The following is a 21,560-nucleotide window of genomic DNA, read 5'->3' on the forward strand; positions in this document are numbered from 1 at the left end:
CAGAGTATGAACAAGCTCAAAAAATTGACAATAAGCATAGTTGGTATAGCCATAATATCAACAATTGGCGTTTCAAGTTCTGATGCATTAGAGATATCGAATCCCCTAGCAAAAGTATTTGAGCAATGGCAAGAGCAATTAAGCTCTCTAGATAAATATATTGACTCAGTAGTCTCTGGCAAATTAGGTAATTTATCAGAATCTTTGCAGGGAGATTTGCAAGTAGCAGTTAATGAATCTGTTGGCACATTAGGTTTACCTTCAGCAACAGAAGTAAGAGAAAAAGTTGAGGAAATAGCCGCTAATGACGATAATGCAGTTAATAGTGTTGACAAAGTAACCAATGAAATTGACCGTCAAATTACTCGTGCATCTGCGGATACAACTTTGAGTAAACAAGGTCAACAAATTACAAAACAGCAAGTTGAAAAAACCCAAACTTCGATTGAACAGGTTAAAGCTAATGCAAATGCTGCTCAAGCTGAAGTTGTCACTCAAAATGTAATGAAGCGAATTGCTCAACAAAATACTCAAATGGCAGCAATTTTAGGGGTGATGCGAACTGATGGTTTGAAATTAAAGCAATCGCAAGATTTAGCTAACTTGAACTTAACTAATATCTCTCGCTCATTGGATGGTCAAAATCAAGTACATCAGAAAGAAACTGTAGGTCAGGGATTTAATAATTTGAGAACTGCGTCGCAAGCTCGATTATTTTAGTTGAAGATCACCCGGATGTTCTACTATTTTTTGAAATACGGACTAATCCTTTCTCAAACTCAAGTTCCAAATCCAGGACAAGCAGCTTCCACAATTACCGAAGATGGGGTAGCGGCTAGTGAGGCTGTTGCTAAGTCAATTGATAAGCTATGGAACGATGTTTTAAGTGGAGGATTGTATAGTGCGATCGCAAATCTGGGAGTATTCTTCGCCATTGGCACGTTGCTAATTTTCATCGTCCAATGGACAAGAGAAATGGTTGATGGTGATAACTCCAAGGCTTTGGAGGAAATGATTTGGCCCATCGTAGTCATCGTTCTACTTGCCAACAATGCTCAACCATTAGCCGCCGCTACCCAAGGACTTAGAGGAATCATTAACCAAACGAATCAAACTCTTTTAGCTTCTACATCTGCTTCTATCCAGTTGCAAGAAGCTTATCAGCAAGTCATGCTCAAGACGGGAAAGGGAGATGCTATCCAATCATTGATCGCTCAATGTAATGCGATCGCTGACCCAACACAACAAGCCCAATGTCTTCAAAATGCTTCCACGCAAGCTAAAGACATAGAATCCCAGCTAGATAACGACAATCGCCCCGATTGGCTCAAGGGTATCAGCAATTTTTTCAACACCAACATTTTTCAGCTAACAGTGCGGGGTTGGTTACTAGCATTGGCGATCGCTTTTCAATGGATAGTCGAAGTTTGTCTGTTACTGACTGCCCTATTAGGCCCGCTAGCAGTAGGAGGTTCATTACTCCCAGTCGGGAATAAAGCAATTTTTGCATGGTTAACTGGGTTCTTTTCAGTCGGAATGATTAAGCTTTGTTTCAATATTATTTCTGGTTTGGTCGCCACAATAGTGCTGAATGCTAACAACAATGACCCAATGATTTTTGCTTTTGCAATTGGTATTCTCGCCCCAATTTTATCTGTAGTTTTAGCTGCGGGTGGAGGAATGGCAATTTTTAGAAGTTTCTCCAGTCTGGCGAGTTTTGGGCTTTCTTCAGTTGTGATGAGGATAGTTAATAAATCCTGAAATGTTGTTTATGACTATTTTAGATTCAGAGTCTACACAAAAAAATCGATTGCGATTTTTAAATCGCGCGTCAAAAACTGTTTCAACTGGTGATACATTAGCATTATTTGCTTTAGGTACTTTTGGATTACACCTCATTACTTTTTTGGTACTTTTATTATTGTATGGTTCCTATTCACAGTTAAATAAAAAAGCACCTCCAAGTTTAGTACAACTAGAGACAGGAAAATCTATTAAAGTTGCTCCTCTTGATAGCCTAGAACGCACTCCTCAAGTAATTCTGCGTTTTGTTTCTGACACAATGACTTTGATGATGAATTGGTCGGGAACACTACCACATACTACTGTTGAAGAAGCAGCTAAACCAAAACCTGACCCCGGTGTAAATATTGGCAACAGAGAATTTAGAGATAGTAAGATTACATCAGCAGCATGGCAAGCATCTTATGCCTTATCAGAAGATTTCCGTAAAGAGTTTTTAAAAGTGCTGGCTGTAATTACACCATCAGGAGTTTTTCAAGGCAAGACACAAGTAGTTTTAGTCCCACTTTCAATTCAATCACCAATAAAAATCTCCGAGGGTAAATGGAAAGTAAAAATGGTTGCTAACCTGACAGTTTTTGCTCAGAATAGCAATTTAGGAGAAATAATTCCATTTAATAAAGAAATATTTATTAGGGCAGTTGTCCCACCAGAATCGCCAAATCAAGTTGAGGGTTTAGCAGCAGGAATTTACCAGGTGCGTGCGAGTGGCTTAGAAATTTATGCGATTCGGGATTTAGCACAGGAGAATTTGTAATGCAGGAGAATAATGTAACCCAAAGCTATGAGTCAGATACAAATTGGGATGAGTCCAGCCTTGCTCAATTACTTGGTTTTCATCATCAAAGTCAGCTAGAGAATTCAATCTCCTCTGCTGAAGAAATATCTGTTGGCAGTGAAGTTGCGGAGACTGAAAGTGAGGAATCTATTCAAAATGCAATTGCAACTCATGAACTATTTGATGACCCCCAAATAGGTAAAACTCAGCCCACATTCTACGGTAATCCCTTTGCAAAGTTTGGCGCAGTTGGATTGGTGATGCTTGTGGTATTTGGTGCTGGAGCAACTATTTTAAATAGCATTATGTTTGGTAAACCCAGAGTAGCACCAACAATTGCTAATCAAGAAGCTGACAAACCAAAAGTAGAAATGGCTGATAACGCAAATCTTCAAGAAACAGAAACAGGAAAGCTCAAAGCAGAATTAGCTTTAGGCAGTCAAGCAGAAAAAATGCAATCGCTCTTGCGTTCTAAAAGCCTTAAAACAACAATTCAACGCAAAGTTTCTCACAGGAATGATTCAAACAACCGGATTAATCGAGTTTCTGACGCAGAAGTACGCCCAGCGCAGGTTTCTTCTGTTCGTAACCCAATACAAGAAAGCAGCAGATATGATTTGCCTCATGTTGCTTCTGTTCCTAGATTTCAAGCCACCGTAGGTGCAGCACCTCCAAACAAAAAAGAATCTGTTGACCCAATAGAGGAATGGGAAAAAATTAGTCGCTTGGGCAGTTATGGTCATACAGAAATTGCATCTATAACTAACGAGCTAGCAAACGTTAAAACTTTGGATACTATAGCCAATAAACAACCGACTTCATCAATAAAAATTCCTCGTGCTACCTTAGTTTCAACAGCATCTACTCAGAATATTGAACCGGAACCCTTGTATACAGAAGAAGCAGCAGTTATCAATGGCGAACCGATACAACAATTACAAGTTGGTGCCTCTGCATCTGGAAAGTTAGTAACTCCGCTAATTTGGAGTAAACATTCAACTAATAACTCTTCTAACAAATCACCAACTACAACAGAAAATGAAAAATTTATTATCCAACTTATTGAACCTTTAACGAAAGAAGATGGTTTGATTGCTTTACCAAAAGGTTCTCAAATTGTTGCTCAAGTTACTGATATTCAAAAATCAGGACTTGTTCAACTCGAAGCAACACAGGTTTTAATTGATAGTCAGGAATATCTGCTCCCACCACGAGCAATTAGTATTCGTGGTAATTCCGGTCAACCTTTAATCGCATCGAAATGGAGTGACAAAGGTGGAGAAATTGCTTCCCGTGATGCTGAAACATTTATAGTAGGTTCCCTTGCCAAAGTCGGTAAGGTATTAAATCAACCCAAATCTCAACAAATATCAACATCTAGTGGGTTAGGTGGTACAAATACTTTTTCTTCTATCAGTGGAGGTAGCGAAAATATTTTGGGCGCAGTTTTAGAAGGTGGATTTGAACCGCTCACTCAACAAATTCTTCAGCGCAATCAACAAGCACTTGCAGAAATTCAGCAACGAGAAGAAGTGTGGTACATCCCTGCTGGTACAGATATTCAAGTCTTTGTTAATCAATCATTTCAGTTGTAAACACTTTTAGTTATGAAGGCTTTTTTACAAAATTTGAGTGTTATTTCGACTGTTCTGACTTTTACTGTTTTTTGGCAATCAGCGAGAGGTGAAAATTATTTAAAAAAAGGAGTGAGGAATATTTCACAAGATATAGCGACTGGTAACAGTAGTAATATACCTCTGATTGAATTGTCATCCGGATATGGGGTGAATATTTCATTTATCAAGAGTGGCGAGATAGTCGAGAAAGTTTGGCTGGATAATCCGGCTTTCGCTTCATTAGATGTCGATGGTTGTCTATCAGGTTTAGCACAGGAGTGCGAACAATCAGGTGCAACTGTACTGCATTTACGGCGAATCAATCCGCTTACAATACCACAACTACCCAAGACAAATAGCAGCTTGCTAACGGTAATTACAAAGGGTAACTCTGGACGAAGAGTTTATGTATTTCGCGTAGCAATGGGCGATAGAGATCCTAAGTATCACACCATTGAAGTTACGCCAAGTTTAAGAGAAGAAACTGAAATCAGAAATTTTCCTAGCGCCAGGAATATCACAAATCTACAGATGATTAGTTCGGGGCTAGAAATTGCCCAGCAACAACGTTTAATTTTACCTAACTCTCGCTTACAAAGAAGAGTTAAAAGTTTTTTGATATTAATGAAGTCGGGATATTTAATCAATGATGCTGCCCGTAGAAGTGGAATTTCCTTACGCTTAGTCAATCGCTTAATCGAGCTAGGAAGTAAGTCTCAAATCGGTACTTTACGCTAGATATTTAACATTTATCCGAAAAATATTTATTCAAAAGCAATGAAATTATCAAATAAGTATTTGGCATTGATGCCAGGATTAAGCCTAGCAATATTAATCTTTATTGCAATTATCATTATATGGCAGCAGCAAGGCATATCGAAACAACCAGAGATTCCCACAATATCTTGGCAAAATACCCGTTTACCAGATTGGAACCAAATTACTTTTTCTAAAATGCCAGCAATTAACGAATCTGGCTCATTTCAAACACCTCCAGGAGTGACAGAAAAATTGGGATATAACCCCTCTCGTAGTTGGAATGCAGGACAAAAGCCTGATTCATTTACAATGCTAGGTGATTTTCAAGATTCTTTCCAACTCCAAAAGTTTTCACTTACCGATATCGCCCAAATTGTTGACTTGGATTTACAAAAACTGAACTTAGAAAGCTTTGGTGTGATAAATTTTCAAACTTTAGAAAGTTTGGTGAAAGCTATTCCTAATTTAAAAGAATTTCATGTTTCCGAAGTTAAATCTGTTCTTGATTTACTTGATCAATACTTATCCAATTCCTTCGATACCAATCAAACCATAGGAAATTTACTACAACAATCTCCTCACTTGGGTAAATTAAGTTTATCATCATTGAATTTAAAATCTTACAACCTGAATTCAATTCCTGGATTATCCACAACTCCCATTGGTAGTTTTGAAAAATGGCAAGGAATTTACATTGATGAAATTCCTGGACTAGCAAAAGTACCATTTTCCCAATTCCCCAATCCCATCAACCCTGTAGGTACGGAAGTCGGAATAGTTGATATTGCTTTTGGTACTGACGAACAGAAACTCAATCGCACTATTTCCGGGAGCGATATAGAAGGTTTTGCTGTACCATGCGATCAAGATTGCGCCCATACTGAATTATCTGGTTCACCTGCTGTTAACGGTAAAGCTTGGGTTAGCGGGAAGTATCAGTTAGTCAAGGGTGGTAAAGGTATATTGGGTTCTGTTAATGGTGGAAAAGAACCCACAGGGAGACAACCTTTTGGTGATGCGTTCAAGGTGGCTATATGGGATATCTCGGAAGTTGATGGAATGATTTCCCAAGTGTTATTCTTCCGGGTTTGTATGCGGAATAATTTTGTTGATTTGGGATGTACACCCTACTTTATTGGCCCTGTTCCCTTCATGAGCTATAGGGAGAAAGAACCGATATTTTTAGGTGCTATTGATGAGAATAAAAATTCTGTCTCTACTCCCACAGGATTAAAAAGTAGTGGATTTACTTTTAATAAGTCTCCGATAACATCTGGAAATGCGCTATCTAATTTAATACCAGCAGCGAAAGGTGATTGTAAAAAGCTTCATTCATCAGGTATTAATATTGATGCTTTGAGCAATGCACTGTTGAGTACTGAAGATAACTACAACGCTGTGGGTAGTTATGTTTGTGACTCGAATGGTAATTGCGGTCGAGCGCTGGGTGCAATGCAATTGATGTCCTATCGTTCTGATGTAAGGAAGATTATATCAAGTAAATCTGGTGGGTCACAATTCCTCACCAAGTTGGATACAGGTAAAGAAGTGACTGGTGAGGAAATGATGCATTACTTTTCACCCACCGAGCAGCAATCTTTAATTGAAATTGAAAGTAATAACTTATTATCAACAGCATCACAACAAATTGACCCATCTACAGGCAAGCCTTTTAGTGGAAGCAGATTAATTAAACGTGCTGCTCAAATGCATTTTGCTGGTGTGGGTATTCCTGCTGATGAGTTAGTTAGTGATGTTAAGGAAGAAAATTCAGTCAAAGAATATGGCAATAACGTAGCTCATAAATATTCAAAAGCTATGGAATCAATGGGCTGCTTAAAATAATTTTTGTTGGGTAGTTAGCTAACTATGTCAAAACAATCGAGAATTTATAATTCAAAAACATTGATGATTTTGATTATAGGTTTGGCTTTATTGACCACAATAATAGTTCTTTACTCGTTGGTATTGAACATGAAATCTTCGTCAAACAAAAGTTATGCACCTACTTGGAAACCTGCCAAAGAGATTGTGAATGCACCCCTATTTAAAAAAGTGCTAGCTCATGCTTCTACAAATAAGCTTGATGATCAAGCTGTAAAAGTAATACCAATTAGCTCTAGTGATGGTATTCATGTATTTGTATTTGATTTTCATGCGCCTCAAATTTGCGGTGCAGGTGGGTGTTTGTATCAGGTTTATCACGAATCTGGAAAACTACTTTTGCAAGTCATGGCTAATCCTCACTTACCACCAAAAGAAGATTTGATTAGGGTTTCAAGCCGCGATATACAAGTTTTTCCTTGCTTAATTTTTACCCAGACAACAGACATGGAAAATATAGTATCTCGTACTGATTATTGTTTTGATTCTGGTCGATACACGCGCTTTGGCGAGACGTGGACGGGTATTGGTTCATTAGGAAATTAAAACTATGAGTAATTATTTCCAAGTACAGCAAGTAAAATCTGCGCCAGTCCAAAGTTTGCAGATAGAAAAATTGGCAGACTTAATGAAATCACAATCTGGATTAATATTACTGGGTTGTTTTGCAGTAGTGGCTATTTTTCAAGTTTTATCAGGCAGAAATTCTAAAGGTAAAGTTGCCACTAGTTATTGGGGTGGGAGTCGTGAAAAATCATTAGCTGCACGTCAAGCGAAAAAGCAAATAAGTAAGCCAACTCGTAATTCTGTCGCATTGTATGTTGGTACTCCTCGTGACATCAGAATTACTCTTCAAAAACAATGGTATGAGGCTGGGTTACTCAAAACCAAACCAACATTTTACAAGCAATTCATTTCCCCCAATTCAACTTTATATGTACCTGATGCTCAGAGGGGAATAGCCGTTATTGGTGCAGCTGGTTCTGGTAAAACCTTCTCCGTAATAGACCCACTAATTCGTAGTGCTTTTGACCAGGGTTTTCCCATGTTACTGTACGATTTCAAATTTCCAGCACAAACTAAACGGGCTGTAGCTTATGCAATGAAACGCGGTTACACTGTGAGAATATTCGCGCCGGGGTTCCCTGAGAGCGAAACTTGCAATCCGTTGGACTTGTTGAGGGATGAGGAAGATGCGATCGCAGCAGGACAACTCACTCAAGTCATCTCCCGCAACTTTGATCGCGGGGGAAATGCTAGCAGTGATAAGTTTTTCGAGGAAGCTGGAGATAGCTTAGTTGAGGGAATTTTACTCGTTACTAAAGCGGTAAAAGCTCTGACTGGTGAGGGTAATTACTGTGACTTGATGATGGCGCAGGCGATTTTATCTTTACCTAATTTGCCAGCAAGATTAGAAGCTACTTCAAAGAATAAGTTGAAAGTCTGGACTTCGCGCCCACTTTCCCAGTTAATCAGTGTTAAGGATTCAGAAAAGACTGCTGCATCAATTATTGGAACTGCTCAAAGGATGTTTCAACGTTTTCTCAAACGTGATTTTGTTGGTGCTTTTTGTGGAAAGACTACACTACCACTAGATTTAGATGGTAAGCAATTAATTATTTTCGGACTGGATCGGAATAATCGAGATATTGTCAGCCCTCTGCTGGCTGCAATTTTACACATGATTGTGACGCGCAATATTACCCGTACTAGACCGCGTAAAGATCCTTTGATAGTTGCATTGGATGAATTGCCAACGTTTTATTTACCAGCGCTTGTCAACTGGTTAAATGAAGGACGCGAAGATGGTTTTGTTGGTATTTTGGGATATCAAAACATTGCCCAGCTGGAGAAAGTTTATGGAAAGGAATTAGCAAGGGCAATTTTAGGAGGTACAGCAACCAAATTTATTTTCAATCCCCAAGATCCAGAATCTGCGAAGTTATTCAGCGATTATCTGGGAGAGATGGAAATCAAGTTTAGTTCTAAATCCCGCAGTATTGGCAAAGGCGGAGGTTCTCGCAGTTCTAACGAACATCACCAAAAGCGACATTTATTTGAACCCGCACAGTTCGCCAAGATGGGTACGGGTAGGGCAGTAATCATCAACCCTGCATACACTCGTGGCACAGAAGCTTATATTCCTCTGCTACAAAAGGTTAAGGTTCCTTCATCTGATATTGATGAGATGAACTGGTCAGAGGCAAAGTGGGATTTTGTGCGATCGCGCCTGATCCAAAACAATTCCATACAAATTACTGACTCAGAGCGATCGCAACAATTTCAGGAAAGGCAAGAACTAGCACAGAAATTATTTCCTATACCCGAACATACTGGGGATTTACCTTCACCAGAAGAACTAGCTAACGTATTTTAGATGGTTAAGAAAATGCGAAAGACACAAGTTAATTGGAGTCCACAAGTTTTCTCGATATTATCAAATTATCCTCAGTGGCAGGACATGCTTCGTTCAGCCCTCCATAAACCTTTATTGGATACAACTTATTGTCCAGAAGTAATCGAAGTATTCGATCAGCATGGCTTATTAGCTGGTAGAGTTCACGGCTGCTTTTCTTATGAATGTTCGCGAACATTTCAATCAGAAAGCGAATTTATTGCTTGGTTATTCGATGGGGAGTTAGCTGTTTTTTATGTGGGTTCAGAACTGGTAATTAATCGCATACAAATATTAGAGAAAGTGAGTAGGGAGTGGTGAGTAGTGAATAGTAGGAAGAGGATTTTGAAGAAAGAACAAAAAAAATATGCATTTCTGCCAGGAATTATGTTATGCGACTTCCTCAATGCTTACTATTAGCTACTCACTACTCACCACTCACTTCTTGAACAATGTCTGATATTTTTACTGTTAACTCTGGTGATGCAATTGCAATTCAACAGCATTACGAACAAGTAATTGAAGCTTTGCTCAGAGCGATTATAGATGCCAAACAGGATAATAACGAGCGTCAGGGATTGCAAATATTTGATGGAGATAGATTAGTTTATGGGCAAGATACTAATCAATTTCGTGATGAGATTTCTTCTTTTTCTGGTCAACTTTTAAATCCTCAACTTATTACTGAACTGCAACAATTACGCTCTACAAAAGTTGGAGAGATAGTAGAGGGAGCGATTAATAAGAGGGTTGAATTAGATGGGCAAGTTGTTTTGCAATCGAATAATCAAGGTAGAGTAATTATTAATACTTTATTGCCCCAGTCAAGTATTCAAACAGCAAGCTCTGAAAATTTGAGCAATTTAGATAATAGGGATAATAGCAACCAAATTGATTATTTGGAATTTTCATCACTAGATGATATTCAAGAACCAAAAGTTAGTTCAGATACAAATTTATTAACAACTCCTGGCTCAACAAGAGTAAGAAAATCTTTAGAACTATTAGAATCTAGCCCATTAAAAACACTATTAAGTGCTGAAATTGAGCAGTTGCAAGCAGAAATAAAAGCATTACAGCAGGAACGTAATTTATATCAACATTTAATTGAGAAAAGGTTACAGCAATCTCAAAATACATCTTGGTGGCAACAAACAATTAATAATATCTCTATTGTAGTTAGTAGCGTGAACTCTGCCATAAAAATGGGGATACAGGAGTTTAAAGAGAACTCAATGCAACATCAATGGGCGGCATCTTTAAAAAACTTGTTTCACCTCCAGACACAATCCGGAGAAGGTCATTACCAAGCAGGTGAATATGAAATTTCTCGTCATGGTACTTTATATGAAGTGAAGGAGTTAACCACGGACAAGCAAATAATGCAGTTTCGTTCGACTCCCTTGGGTGTAAGAGTTGAGAGAGAGAACTTAGAACCAACTCATATTAAAGATATTGATACATTGCAACGCTCTCTACAAAGAAATGAACCCATTCCTACATCTTTCGCTCCTGTCGGTCAGCAAGAAGCTGAGTATTTTGCTCGTGTAGAAAGAGTTACAAATGCTCTTGTGCAATATGCTGTGATTCAACAAAGAGATGTAGAAATTGATGGTAGATTTTCTTATAAATGGCAAGCAACCCCTGATGGCAAAGTACGCATTGATTCTAAAGATGGGCGAGGAAATTTATTAGAGAAATATGGCGGACAATTGAAAAGCACTATGAACGAGAGGGATTTAATTTATTTTGAGCAGATACTACCCAAATTACAACCTACTCGCAAACAACAGGACAGAACTTCTTCTCAATCTCAAAAAGCTGCAAGTCACGGATTAGAAAGATAGTTTTCAGGATATGGAATTGTCTAACTTGAATTTATTAATAGAATCTGATGTGCCTATTGTATCTGTAACTGTCCCACTATTAGAACGGATGACAGCATTGCAGCGAATCTATAATGAATGTGCAATCAAAAGAAATCTGCCCCTTTATTTGTGGAATCCAGGTTGGGGATATTTTAAACAAATCAAGTGTAATTTAGAACATAAAGTATGTTTTTATTCCGTAAAATTGAGCAGTTTACAGCTTCGTAATAATACTATTATTTCTGCTCTTAATTGTTTATCTAACTGTAACCTTGATGGAATTTTTATCTTAGAAAATTTGTTACCTTTAACAGGTAATATTGCAGGCTACAAAAGTTTTTCTCAGAAAATAATTTCTCAAATAATTAATATCTATTACGATTGGGCAAGCTCTGGACAATTCAAGTATTTGATTATTCTGACAAATGAGAACGTAGAATTACCTCAATCTTTAAGCAGTTTGATTCCAACTCTTTTGCTAGAATTACCAAATCATGAAGAAATTGCTGATTTAATCAAAGTGCTTTTACCGAAATTTTTAGGTGAATTGTCATGCAATTGCGATATCGCTGCCATAGTCAATGCAGCTTCTGGTTTAACGGCTGTTGAAATTCGTTTAGGATTGACTTTAGCAGTTAATTCCTGTGAGCAACTAAATATTAATTCAGTCGCCTCATACTTACTTGATTACAAAATAAATCGCTTTCGTGCTTTAAACTTGAATTTTGTGACTCAGGCAAATCTTCCAGATTTTGGGGGATTGGATTTGCTCAAAAAATATATTGAAAATGTTAAACAGGACTTTTCACCCGAAGCTAGAACAGCTAATATTCCTCTTCCCAAAGGTTGTTTACTCGTAGGCCCACCGGGGACAGGGAAAACTTTAGCAGCACAAGTCAGCGCCAAGATTTTGGGTTTTCCTCTTGTGAGCGTAGATACCGCAGCCGTTATGAGTGCTGGTGCCATTTATCTCAAAAGGTTACTAGAACGAGTAGAAGCTTGCACTCCTGCTGTGCTTTACTTTGATGAGTTTGATAAATTGTTTGCTGCGTCTGATGAATCGGGCGAAGCTATCGGCTCGCGACAAATTTTAGGAACCCTGCTAACTTGGTTGCAAGATAAGAAAACTGCGGTGTTTACTATCGCCACCCTTAATCGATTAGATGCACTACCACCAGAATTAACCAGGGTGGGAAGATTTGATGAGATATTTTACGTGGGATTTCCCCAAGCCATTGAGAGAAAGGAAATTCTAATTATGCACTTAGCGATATTTGACGAGCGTTACCGTAACGGTAGTAACCCACTCACTGAGAAAGAATGGCGGATTATTCTGAATAAAACACTCAATTGTACAGGTGCAGAACTAGCGCGGATAGTATCTCAAGCAGCGCGTGAATTATTTCATCAGGGACAGGAAATGAAAATTGGGTTGGCGCAATTGTTAGCGCAAAGGGAGGCGATGGTGCCATTGTATGTCCGGGATACTGATAGGATATTGGCAATTGAGAATCAGGCCAGATATATCTGCCAACCTAGCTCCACTCAAGATACTTCAGTTTTCGCTCCAGCAATTACTAGCTACTGGGGTGAATCTTCTTGTTAAGGCTGCGTTTCAAGCACTATACGCTTGTGGAAAATTTTCCTGAAGCGAAACCAATTGGTTAAAAAATTAGGATTACCTAAAAATTATTGACCTAGAGAAAGTGCCTTAGCAACTCTTAGGGGTATGCTCTCCTGAGCACAAGCCTTCAAAACAGCAGTTGCCCGCGTATTTCCCCGATTAGCAAAGTATTCCCAAACGGATAACCAATCTTCGCAGGTAAGTGTATAAACCTGTTTGACTCCCTCTGGTGTATTAACTCTACACTCTACAATCTCTTTTGATAACTTCATTTTCGAGAGGGTTTTTGCCCTCTTAGGGGAATTGTCGATTAACCATTCACAGTTGGAATGAATGCAGCGCATTCCTTCGTCATACCCTATCCGGTATTCTCCTGGTGCTACAACTAAAACTTGTAAATAAATGTGATTTTCCAATTTAATTTGGATAGTTTGAGCCTTAGCAAGTCGATAATTACCGCTAAAAAAGCAGGGATTTGGTGTGACTGCTTTACCTCTTTCTGGATTTGACAAGGCTTCAATCAATTGTTTCCATTCACTACGACTTAGAGATAATCGATGTTCTAGTAAATAGCCTTGTTCAAAAAGTTGTCTCAGATAAACTGCTACTGCTGGTAGCGTATATCCTTTAATTATCTTCCCATTTGGAATCTGTACAATTATTGACTCTAGCTGTTTCTGCTCTGCAAATATTCTGACATCTGTTTTTGATTTTCCAACGATTAGTGCTACTTGTCGTTCACTCATGACTTTGACACCATTGGGTAACTGATATGCTGCCCATACGTGTCTTTTCCAATGCCATTGTGCTACAACTGTTCTCGGTGGCTCAGAATTTGTTGCTTGGCTCAATTTTATGTTTTGGTTGGTTTTTATGTTCTTGGGTAGATTCATAAACTGCCAACTTTCTATTTATTAAAGTTCAATTTTTTCAGGATATAGGGCTACTATAATTGCATCCTGTCATGTAAAAATATCTAATGATAATTAAATCATCAGTCAGATAAAAATCATTTATTGACAGGATAATTACTCACCCATTTTTGAATTAAAACCAGACAAATAAGTCTGGCTTACCATTGTTATAGGTCGCTGTACATTGTGCAATCTTTAAGTAGATGCGAATATTATTCATAATTAATAATTCACATAAGAACTATTAATTAGCTATTTTAATGTCACCCTAATATTTTTATATAGATGCTTTAGATGTGTAGCGCTCACATTGCTATCTATTTTAGAATCAGCAATAGTAACACTTTTGTAAACCAACATAAATTTTACATCTGTTGCTTCATACTAACTTAAAAATCTAGTTTTATCAAATACATAATATTTATCTAGCAATATAAAAATAATAAATCAATAGATTATGCAATTTTAGATACTATTCTTTATACCTAATTTGAATATAAATACATAAAAAATACCAGTTTAAAAATAATTCGGCAAATGGTTAGAGCACAACAATGTTGTGCCCGGAAAAATAATTGATGTATTACAAATATTATGCGAATTTACAGAAATAATAAAAAAATCAGCAGATGATGAATATAAGCAATTGAATGATAGATATTTAAAAATTATTTACTAAAGAAACTCAAATGTAGAATCATCTTTTATTTGCATCATTCCAATTCAACATATTTTTCCTTTACGTAGCATTGCTGTAATTGCTTTTTACAGCTATTATTTGGCTCCATCTGTGTTGCACTTGGTAAAATTTTTTGAATTGCCACTTTTGTTTCTTTTGGCATAGCAATAAGTATATTCGGTACGGTTTGCAAAAATTCTACTGGTAATAAATAGTAATGCGCTTGCACAGCCGCTAGGCGATCGCTATCGTCAACTGCCAAGTATAGTGTTCTGTGGTGATGGGGCGAATTTAACACCATTAGGGACAGTGCATCCATAGGTGAAGAGACTAACACAGCTGTTATTATGGGAACGTTTGAGTTTCCACCCATACTCACATGGAACCAACCACATGAGCGCCTACTACCAGGATATAAACTATAACGATCGCTAGCTTCAAAAGGAGAGTATAAATAAGCTCCTGTAATTTCCTGAGTCAGACTCCGCGCCAGAAAGACTGCATTACCTGCTAAATCTGCATAAACCAAATTACGTTGGTGAAGCGTCTGTATGAGGTTTCGGGGAATGGAGTAAGTAGCTGTAAGATAATTCTCTACTTCTGTCCAATGGCGATGCGAAGATGTCGGCGGTATGAAAATACTAGGTGGAGTTCGTTGTGCGATCTCTATTGCTTGCTGTTGTGCATGGTGAGTCACCGCAGTTAACATTGCCGTTTCACCAAAGCGATCGCGCAACCAAGCAACTGCATCATCGAATGTACAGTTATTAATCTCCATCACCAAATCAAGTTGACTGTTACTACTGTTATTGACTTGCTGATATTGGTTTAGCCCTAGTTCGTAGCCTACCAGTTCCAAAGATAAGTCATGCCAATTGCTGGTTGTGAGGCGCAGTAATTGCAATTCACTCTCTAGCTGTCGTCGTAATTGTTCGCTTTTAGATGCCGTTTGCTTTAGTTGAGAGTTGTGTCTTTGGATGCGCGATCGCTCCTGAAGTTGGTAGTTGATCGTTTCCAACTGCGGACTCAAAACTTCAATCACCCTCTGTCGGTACGATTCACTCGTTTCTTCTGCTTGGGGTTGGGGAAGACAGCGTTCCCAGTCGAGAAAAAGAGAATCCTGATTAACAGCAGCGTAATACTTTTTGATTTTTGTGTAAGTAGCAGTACTTCCTTTGATACCGCGAGAAATTCCTAAATGTGCAACAGCCTCAGCAAAACTATCTTGCAAGGAGTAGAGTTTATCCCTGGTGCCAAACAAGGCTCTACAGTTGAGCTTACCTCGTTCATCCAAAGGTACGAGGTAAGCATGAATGTGCGGTGTAATTTCATCTAAGTGCAGTTCTGCCCGAATTATGCGATCTCCCCAAAAGCATGACAACCAATGGATTGTTGCTTGCACAAAATTATCCAAACACCTTTTGTCGTAAACTCCTGCTTTATTAGGTGCATGGGGTCGAAAATATTCTGCGCTGGACGAGAGTAACATTTCCACGGCTAGAACCGCGTTCGAGCGAATCTTCTGCGAACCAATTTTATTTTTGACTAAAGTCGCCAAATTTGCGTCATCAGGGCTGCCAATTAGCCGCACATTTGTTACTTGCGGATTTGCATTTGGCGTATCCCTAGTTCTTGATGTGTGTGCTTCTTTTCCAGCCAATAATCCCCAAGATTTGATTTTCTGGATTCGACAAACTGCGAAGGGCATAGTGTGATAGGTGACGCAAATTTTGCCTGAACTAATGATCGATAACCTGTCTTTTCCACTTTTAACGCGCTCGTAATTAATTGGACGAACTGAGTAATTTAATGTACTGAAAAATCTATCTAGCGGCTTACGCAATATTAGTATTTTTTGATTTATTTAGATTGCGTATATAAACGTAAAAATACGCTTAAACGCAATTATTCCTTGTTAAAAAATGTAATAGAAATTTTCGTAACCCAATAGATTATACGGAAATGACTTTTCAATTAACTATCGCTGTAATCCTTGCAAAGGAAGAAACTCAGCTATTTTTTATTGTAGATTTGCCAGCCAATAAACAATTTTAATTTTTAAATTTTTTATACTGATGATTTTTAGTACATTTCAACCAAGTACATAATCTACCGATTGTTCGATTGCGCGAAATAGGAACATTTCGCTACCAAGGTAGAGAAGGAAACAAATCACAAAAAAGTCGAAGACAGTGAATTATTTTTTTCTCAAGCCTTTGATAAGCTGCGCTAATACTAGTTTTAGTCTGGTAAGAGAGGATGTTGATATTGCTCTTGGTATTGAAAATTTTGGACTTTTTGAGTATCACTGCAATTATTTTTCAGGAATTAGCCAGAACAAATTGTGTAGTGTGTTTTACCAATAAAATCATCACAAGCTGGAATATTGTACAAATTACCTTGGCAATAAAAAAAGATTTTATTGTTTGGATTATCTCAAATTTTTCCAACCGCTAACACTTCCTTGAAATCACTGAGAGATGAAATGAGGTACTGAGAGTAGTTAACAGATTTTTGAAATATCACAATCTGAGTGAAGGAAGTTGAAGGAATTTTTCCGAGATCATCACCCCAACATTGATAAGGAAGGCTAATAATTAACCTTCATTTACCTTTAGTTTCCTTCAAATTAAACAGCTTTAATTGCATTAAATTTGTTTAACATCATGAGCAAGAATACTCAAGTAAAAAATAATTCTTTACCCTTGCTAATTTTGGCTTTGGATTTTGGGGGAAGTGCAACCAAGGGAATTTATTGTGCGTTTGAGCAAAATAATCCATCATCCTTGGTCATGGAACCGGAGGTACTCAAAGTCTCTTTGGAGTCAGTTACTTCACACACACAGAGTTTAGGTGTAACAGAACCAGAGAACGTCGCATGGGTGAACTATATGGGTGAAACCTTTGTTGTGGGCTATTTGGCGAAAAGTAAATATTATGCCAACGAGGGTTTGAAAGAATTGAAATATGAGCGGGCGATCGCCAAAACTGTATCTGCTATTTGGGTAGTTTCACAAAAGGTGAAATTGGGGATGAAATGTCGGCTTGCACTTGCTTGTTTGCTACCACCAGGAGAGTTAGAGAACAAAGAAAGTTTCTACAAACAACTTTTAACTGTACTTGCTGACTTCGTAACACCAACTGGAAGAATGCGTGTAGAGTTAATCGAGTTTAAATGCTTACCAGAAGGAGCAGGAATTTATCTGGCTTACCAAAAGAAATTAGGACAAGCTATCAAAACAAAAGTAATTGCCCTACCAATGATAGGTTACAGAAATGCATCAGTGTTAATCAGCAATAAAGGCATAGTAGCAGCTGATGGTAAAACTTCTGATTTAGGAATGATTCGACTTTTAGAGAAAATACTTGCCAAGACATCTGGACAAACTGCTGCAAAATTAGCTCCGGCTGTAGTTGCTGCTGGTAATGATGTATCCACAACTCCTTTTTTCCGATTATTGAGAAGTACGAATCAAGCTAACAAACAGCATGAATTACAGCAACTTCAAAAAGCGGTAAAGCTTGCCAGAAGCGAGTATGCTGTTCTACTGACAAGTTGGTTAGACCAAGTAATTTCTATCAGTTCAGTAGATGAAATCTTATTTTGCGGTGGTACTGCGGATTATCTCAGAAAAGAGTTGAATTCACACTATCCGGGAACTCCTTGTTTGTGGGGAGTGGGTGCAGAAATACCTGAACAAGTTGATACTTTCTCCCTAGGAACTAGGCTTGCTGATGTCTACAGTGTATTTTTGTATTTTTCAGAACAAGTCCATCAACGTTTTCTTCCTACTCATAAGGCGAGCTCCAGAGGTCTGTAATGTCTAAGCAAATAGATTTTCGCTGGCGATATCAACCACGTAAGCAGATGGATATGCAATTGATGGAGTATATCCAAGACAATCAAATTACTAGCAAAACCGAGATGATACTTTTGGCACTGCGGTCATTCTGGCTACCTTATGCAATAGCTGAGGATTCTCTCCCACAAGAACAGATGCGACGTGTGGCGCGTGCTTCAGTCCAGGCCTTAAGAAAGCAGATAAAAGAGATTTTGGAATTAGCAGGCTTGGAAGATACTTCCTTAGATGTTCAGTTGCAATTAACTCAATTAAGGTCATTACAAGTAGCCAACGTGATTGCAACACATGGGGCAAATACATCTATCGATGAGCTTCGTACTCATGCAGGAAATCATGCTTATGATGATACAGGTTTAAGTAATTTTTTGTAGAAACTCCTACTTAGCGATTGTAAATTTTATCTCTAAGTAGGCAGTTTTATTCACTAATAGATAACTATAAATATGACGGCGACACCAGGAAAAAGAAGACGAGGTAGACCCAAGAATAATCCAGCTACTTTCTCAGTAGGTTTATCTAACCACGGTCAACCTGATAATTTAGATAATTCCTATGTAGAAGCGACAGACTCACCAACTAATGTGGAATTTGGTGAAGATTGGGAACGCGAGCTTGATGGTGATGCCTCTGTTCATGATTGGGATTTATCAAGCTCAAATGGAGTACATGATCAACAAATAGCAGTTGTAGAGTCAATAGCTAATGATGAAATAAGTGAGCAAATTCAACAACTAATTCCTGCTAATGATTTTGACACATTAGAGAATAAAATAGATTTCAAACAACCAACAACCATCCACATTATTGATGGGGAAAAGGGAGGATGTGGTAAATCTTTCCTTTGTAGAGCCTTTATTGAATATTGCAAATCTATTAATTACCACATGGTGATTATCGATGCAGATACGAGTAACCAGGATATTAGCAAAATTTATCCTCATGTGGAGGTAGCTTTCTTTAGTGATGATGAAAAACAAGCAAAAGCAGCAGATAAAATTTTTGAATTAGCTTTTGAAAGCTCAGTGATTGTCAATTTACCTGCTCAAGTATATACAAAATTTAGCGACTGGATAACAAGCAACAATTTGACTGATTTAGGTCAAGAGCATTCGATATTTTTTATCAAATGGTTTGTCTGTACTGGTGGAGTAGACTCGGTTAACTTCTTCCTCAAATCTTTGTCAGATTTAGGGGATAAGATAACTCATGTTTTTGTCAAGAATATGGGATTGTGCGATGACTGGAGTTACATAGACCAAATGCCAGAGTTGGCAGCAGCCGCGCGAAAATATCAATTTATGGTGATGGATTTCCCAAAGTTCCCCTTTTGGGAGCGTAACATGATTGACCGCTTAGAAATCACCTTTTCAGATGCGATCGCACATCCAGATTTGAAGGTGGTATCTAAGCAAAGAGTAAAGAATTTTCTCAAACTTACCTATGAAGCTTTTGCAGCAACGGGGTTAATTCGATGACAACAACTGATACGGTAAAAACACCCCAAACTCCCGATGATTTACTTGCTGAAGCATTGAAGGGTAAAAGTGAAGATTTCAAACGTCGAGTTCTGGACTTTACTCTTAGAAGCGGACTATCTCAAGACGATCCATTATTTCTTGTACTGGTGGCGACTGGACAGTTAGAAGCGATGCTTCAAGATGCACCAGAAACATTGCAATTGCTGTTCAAAACTTGGAATAAAGATTTAGCTAACAATCTAGAGAAAGTTGAACAAGTCGCAGTTGAGAGACAGAAAGTTGCGATTAATCGTGCCGCACAAACTCTAATTCATGAATCCTTGTTACGTGAAGGTCGAAATATTATCTATTCCATATTTCCGACCACGATTATATTTTTCTTTATCTTGATGATGGGTTTCATTGCAGGTATTTCCATACCACCTTGGATAGATGGTGTCTTGGGAGGGGGATATACAAAAGTGCGTTCGACTGCTTTGACATGGAATGAATTAGAAGCAATGAATTGGGCAATATCGAGTGAAGGAAAATTTGCCAAGAATTTGATTAATTGGAATCGGGGTTATTTGGAAAATGGCGAATGTATCAAGGATGCTCAAAAATTGGGCTTGGTATTGTCCCAATATAATCGCAAAGCCAAGTCAGGATTTTGTACTATTTGGGTGACTCCGCCAGAACAACGTAAGTTTATTCCTTGAACGCGATACTTCTTAAATTTTCCAATTGTTCTCGAAGTATTAAAATAGGTGATTGTATATGGTTGCCGCGACAATCTATCCAACAACCCAAACTGATATTTCCAATCTGGCCAATGCCACTATTTCTATTGTTGAGCAAGCTTTTTTATTGGCATCAAAAAGACGAATACTTTCCCATCAACAATATAAGCAATCACTTGAATCAATTGGTTGGAGTTTAAAAGAAAGTACAGTTTACTTGAAAGTTGCAGGTACATTTTCCTCATTTTCACCAGATGACCTCCAAGAAATCGAACCCCATACTATTTTTGATTTAGCAAAACACGCCAAAAAATATAGTCAAGTCATTGAGAATTTAAAAGATTGCGGTCAAATTACCCAAGAGAAAGTTCGCGAATTTATTGCTGCTCATCGCACACCAAAGAAACCAAAACTAGATAAACCCACTATTTGGAAAACAGGGAGAGATGGTAAACCAGTATGTCGGATTCCCGACATTATGGAAGATGATATGCAGACTGGGAATATTATCCAGAAAGAAATGGATGAAAATGGCACAATTACCCAAACATTAATTAGGGAAGCAGTCGCATTATGGCAAGGTGTAAAATCAGGTAAATTAGTTGTACACCTGAATAATGAAGAATTTTCTCAGGAAACAACTGATGATTTTGAATCAGAATATTTGCTCGAACCGTCAGAATCTCATCATGAATTAGATTTAAATACATCCATTAATTGTTTCTCAAATTCACCAGAAGTTTTTGTTGCAGAATCAACAAGGTCTTCAGCATCTGTTGTGATAAATCCCTCCGAAATTTCTGTATCTAATCATCAACTAAATTTATCACAAATAGCAGAGTCATTGACACAAGTCAATTCTTGGTCAGAAGTAATTAGTATTACCAATAATTATCAAGCACCAATCAAGTCTCAAATTTGGGAGTTATTAAATACTGAAACTCGCAAGAGATTTTATGAATTGAAAAGAGAATATTTTGAAAATCTCGATAAAGTTCCACAGATCAACGATCAGGTGATCTGGGAAAAGTGTCCGATTAATCTCTATTCATGGCAGCCTTTCATAATTACAAGTATTGAAGATGGTAAGGCCATGTTGGATGTTTTTACTCGTCCGGTTCCTCTTGATGAATTAAGACAATGTAGTAATTCAAATATTGATTTTTAAGAATGAGAGTCA

General features: G+C 37.9%; 18 protein-coding genes. 16 read left to right on the top strand and 2 right to left on the bottom strand.

The features are described from left to right. Positions 1-6: 6 nt before the first annotated feature. From HGR01_RS05245 to HGR01_RS05295, 11 genes are all read left to right on the top strand, one after another. Entirely contained in the window at positions 7-720 is a 714-nt protein-coding gene (locus HGR01_RS05245; RefSeq protein ID WP_045872481.1) for a hypothetical protein, read from the top strand. Between the two features lie 15 nt (positions 721-735). Continuing rightward, a complete protein-coding gene (locus tag HGR01_RS05250) occupies positions 736-1,761 on the top strand; it encodes a hypothetical protein (RefSeq protein WP_045872480.1) in 1,026 nt (341 codons plus the stop codon). A gap of 10 nt (positions 1,762-1,771) precedes the next feature. Then, on the top strand, positions 1,772-2,560 hold the full coding sequence (locus tag HGR01_RS05255) for a hypothetical protein (RefSeq protein ID WP_045872709.1): 789 nt from the start codon (positions 1,772-1,774) through the stop codon (positions 2,558-2,560). Beyond that, entirely contained in the window at positions 2,560-4,176 is a 1,617-nt protein-coding gene (locus HGR01_RS05260; protein WP_045872479.1) for a TrbI/VirB10 family protein, read from the top strand. Before HGR01_RS05255 ends, HGR01_RS05260 begins: the two co-directional genes overlap by 1 nt. A gap of 111 nt (positions 4,177-4,287) precedes the next feature. After that, positions 4,288-4,935: a hypothetical protein gene (locus HGR01_RS05265; RefSeq protein ID WP_235623097.1), complete on the top strand. Its 648-nt coding sequence runs from the start codon at positions 4,288-4,290 to the stop codon at positions 4,933-4,935. Between the two features lie 39 nt (positions 4,936-4,974). Beyond that, entirely contained in the window at positions 4,975-6,801 is a 1,827-nt protein-coding gene (locus HGR01_RS05270; RefSeq protein ID WP_052335317.1) for a hypothetical protein, read from the top strand. A 24-nt stretch (positions 6,802-6,825) separates the two neighbouring features. Further along, positions 6,826-7,386: a hypothetical protein gene (locus HGR01_RS05275; protein WP_155539461.1), complete on the top strand. Its 561-nt coding sequence runs from the start codon at positions 6,826-6,828 to the stop codon at positions 7,384-7,386. Positions 7,387-7,390: 4 nt separating this feature from the next. Then, the gene (locus HGR01_RS05280) at positions 7,391-9,217 is read left to right on the top strand and encodes a type IV secretory system conjugative DNA transfer family protein (RefSeq protein WP_045872476.1); all 1,827 of its coding nucleotides are present in this window, start codon (positions 7,391-7,393) and stop codon (positions 9,215-9,217) included. Between the two features lie 84 nt (positions 9,218-9,301). Beyond that, a complete protein-coding gene (locus tag HGR01_RS05285) occupies positions 9,302-9,556 on the top strand; it encodes a hypothetical protein (protein ID WP_228045261.1) in 255 nt (84 codons plus the stop codon). Between the two features lie 131 nt (positions 9,557-9,687). Then, a complete protein-coding gene (locus HGR01_RS05290; protein WP_045872475.1) occupies positions 9,688-11,082 on the top strand; it encodes a hypothetical protein in 1,395 nt (464 codons plus the stop codon). 10 nt (positions 11,083-11,092) lie between these two features. Then, a complete protein-coding gene (locus HGR01_RS05295; RefSeq protein WP_045872474.1) occupies positions 11,093-12,709 on the top strand; it encodes an ATP-binding protein in 1,617 nt (538 codons plus the stop codon). 83 nt (positions 12,710-12,792) lie between these two features. Here the strand turns inward: HGR01_RS05295 and HGR01_RS05300 are convergent, their stop codons facing one another. Both HGR01_RS05300 and mobV read right to left on the bottom strand, forming a co-directional pair. Next, complete coding sequence (locus HGR01_RS05300) at positions 12,793-13,578, bottom strand: hypothetical protein (protein WP_155539459.1); 786 nt, start codon at positions 13,576-13,578, stop codon at positions 12,793-12,795. A gap of 776 nt (positions 13,579-14,354) precedes the next feature. Then, entirely contained in the window at positions 14,355-16,028 is a 1,674-nt protein-coding gene (gene mobV, locus HGR01_RS05305; protein WP_045872472.1) for a MobV family relaxase, read from the bottom strand. Positions 16,029-16,986: 958 nt separating this feature from the next. Here mobV and HGR01_RS05310 point away from each other — a divergent pair. The 5 genes from HGR01_RS05310 to HGR01_RS05330 all read left to right on the top strand — a co-directional run bounded on the left by HGR01_RS05310 (position 16,987) and on the right by HGR01_RS05330 (position 21,548). Next, on the top strand, positions 16,987-18,141 hold the full coding sequence (locus tag HGR01_RS05310) for a ParM/StbA family protein (protein ID WP_045872470.1): 1,155 nt from the start codon (positions 16,987-16,989) through the stop codon (positions 18,139-18,141). Next, the gene (locus HGR01_RS05315; protein WP_045872469.1) at positions 18,141-18,554 is read left to right on the top strand and encodes a hypothetical protein; all 414 of its coding nucleotides are present in this window, start codon (positions 18,141-18,143) and stop codon (positions 18,552-18,554) included. Before HGR01_RS05310 ends, HGR01_RS05315 begins: the two co-directional genes overlap by 1 nt. Positions 18,555-18,626: 72 nt before the next feature. Further along, a complete protein-coding gene (locus tag HGR01_RS05320; RefSeq protein ID WP_052335316.1) occupies positions 18,627-19,658 on the top strand; it encodes a cobalamin biosynthesis protein CobQ in 1,032 nt (343 codons plus the stop codon). Then, positions 19,655-20,359 (top strand): DUF6753 family protein, encoded by a 705-nt coding sequence (locus HGR01_RS05325; protein WP_045872468.1) that lies wholly within the window; start codon positions 19,655-19,657, stop codon positions 20,357-20,359. The genes HGR01_RS05320 and HGR01_RS05325 overlap by 4 nt, the downstream gene beginning before the upstream one ends. Positions 20,360-20,417: 58 nt before the next feature. Then, positions 20,418-21,548, top strand: coding sequence for a hypothetical protein (locus tag HGR01_RS05330; protein ID WP_052335315.1), 1,131 nt, complete (start codon positions 20,418-20,420; stop codon positions 21,546-21,548). The last annotated feature ends 12 nt before the right edge of the window (positions 21,549-21,560 follow it).

Origin of the sequence: Tolypothrix sp. PCC 7712, assembly GCF_025860405.1 — a bacterium.
Classification (GTDB): Bacteria; Cyanobacteriota; Cyanobacteriia; order Cyanobacteriales; family Nostocaceae; genus Aulosira; species Aulosira diplosiphon.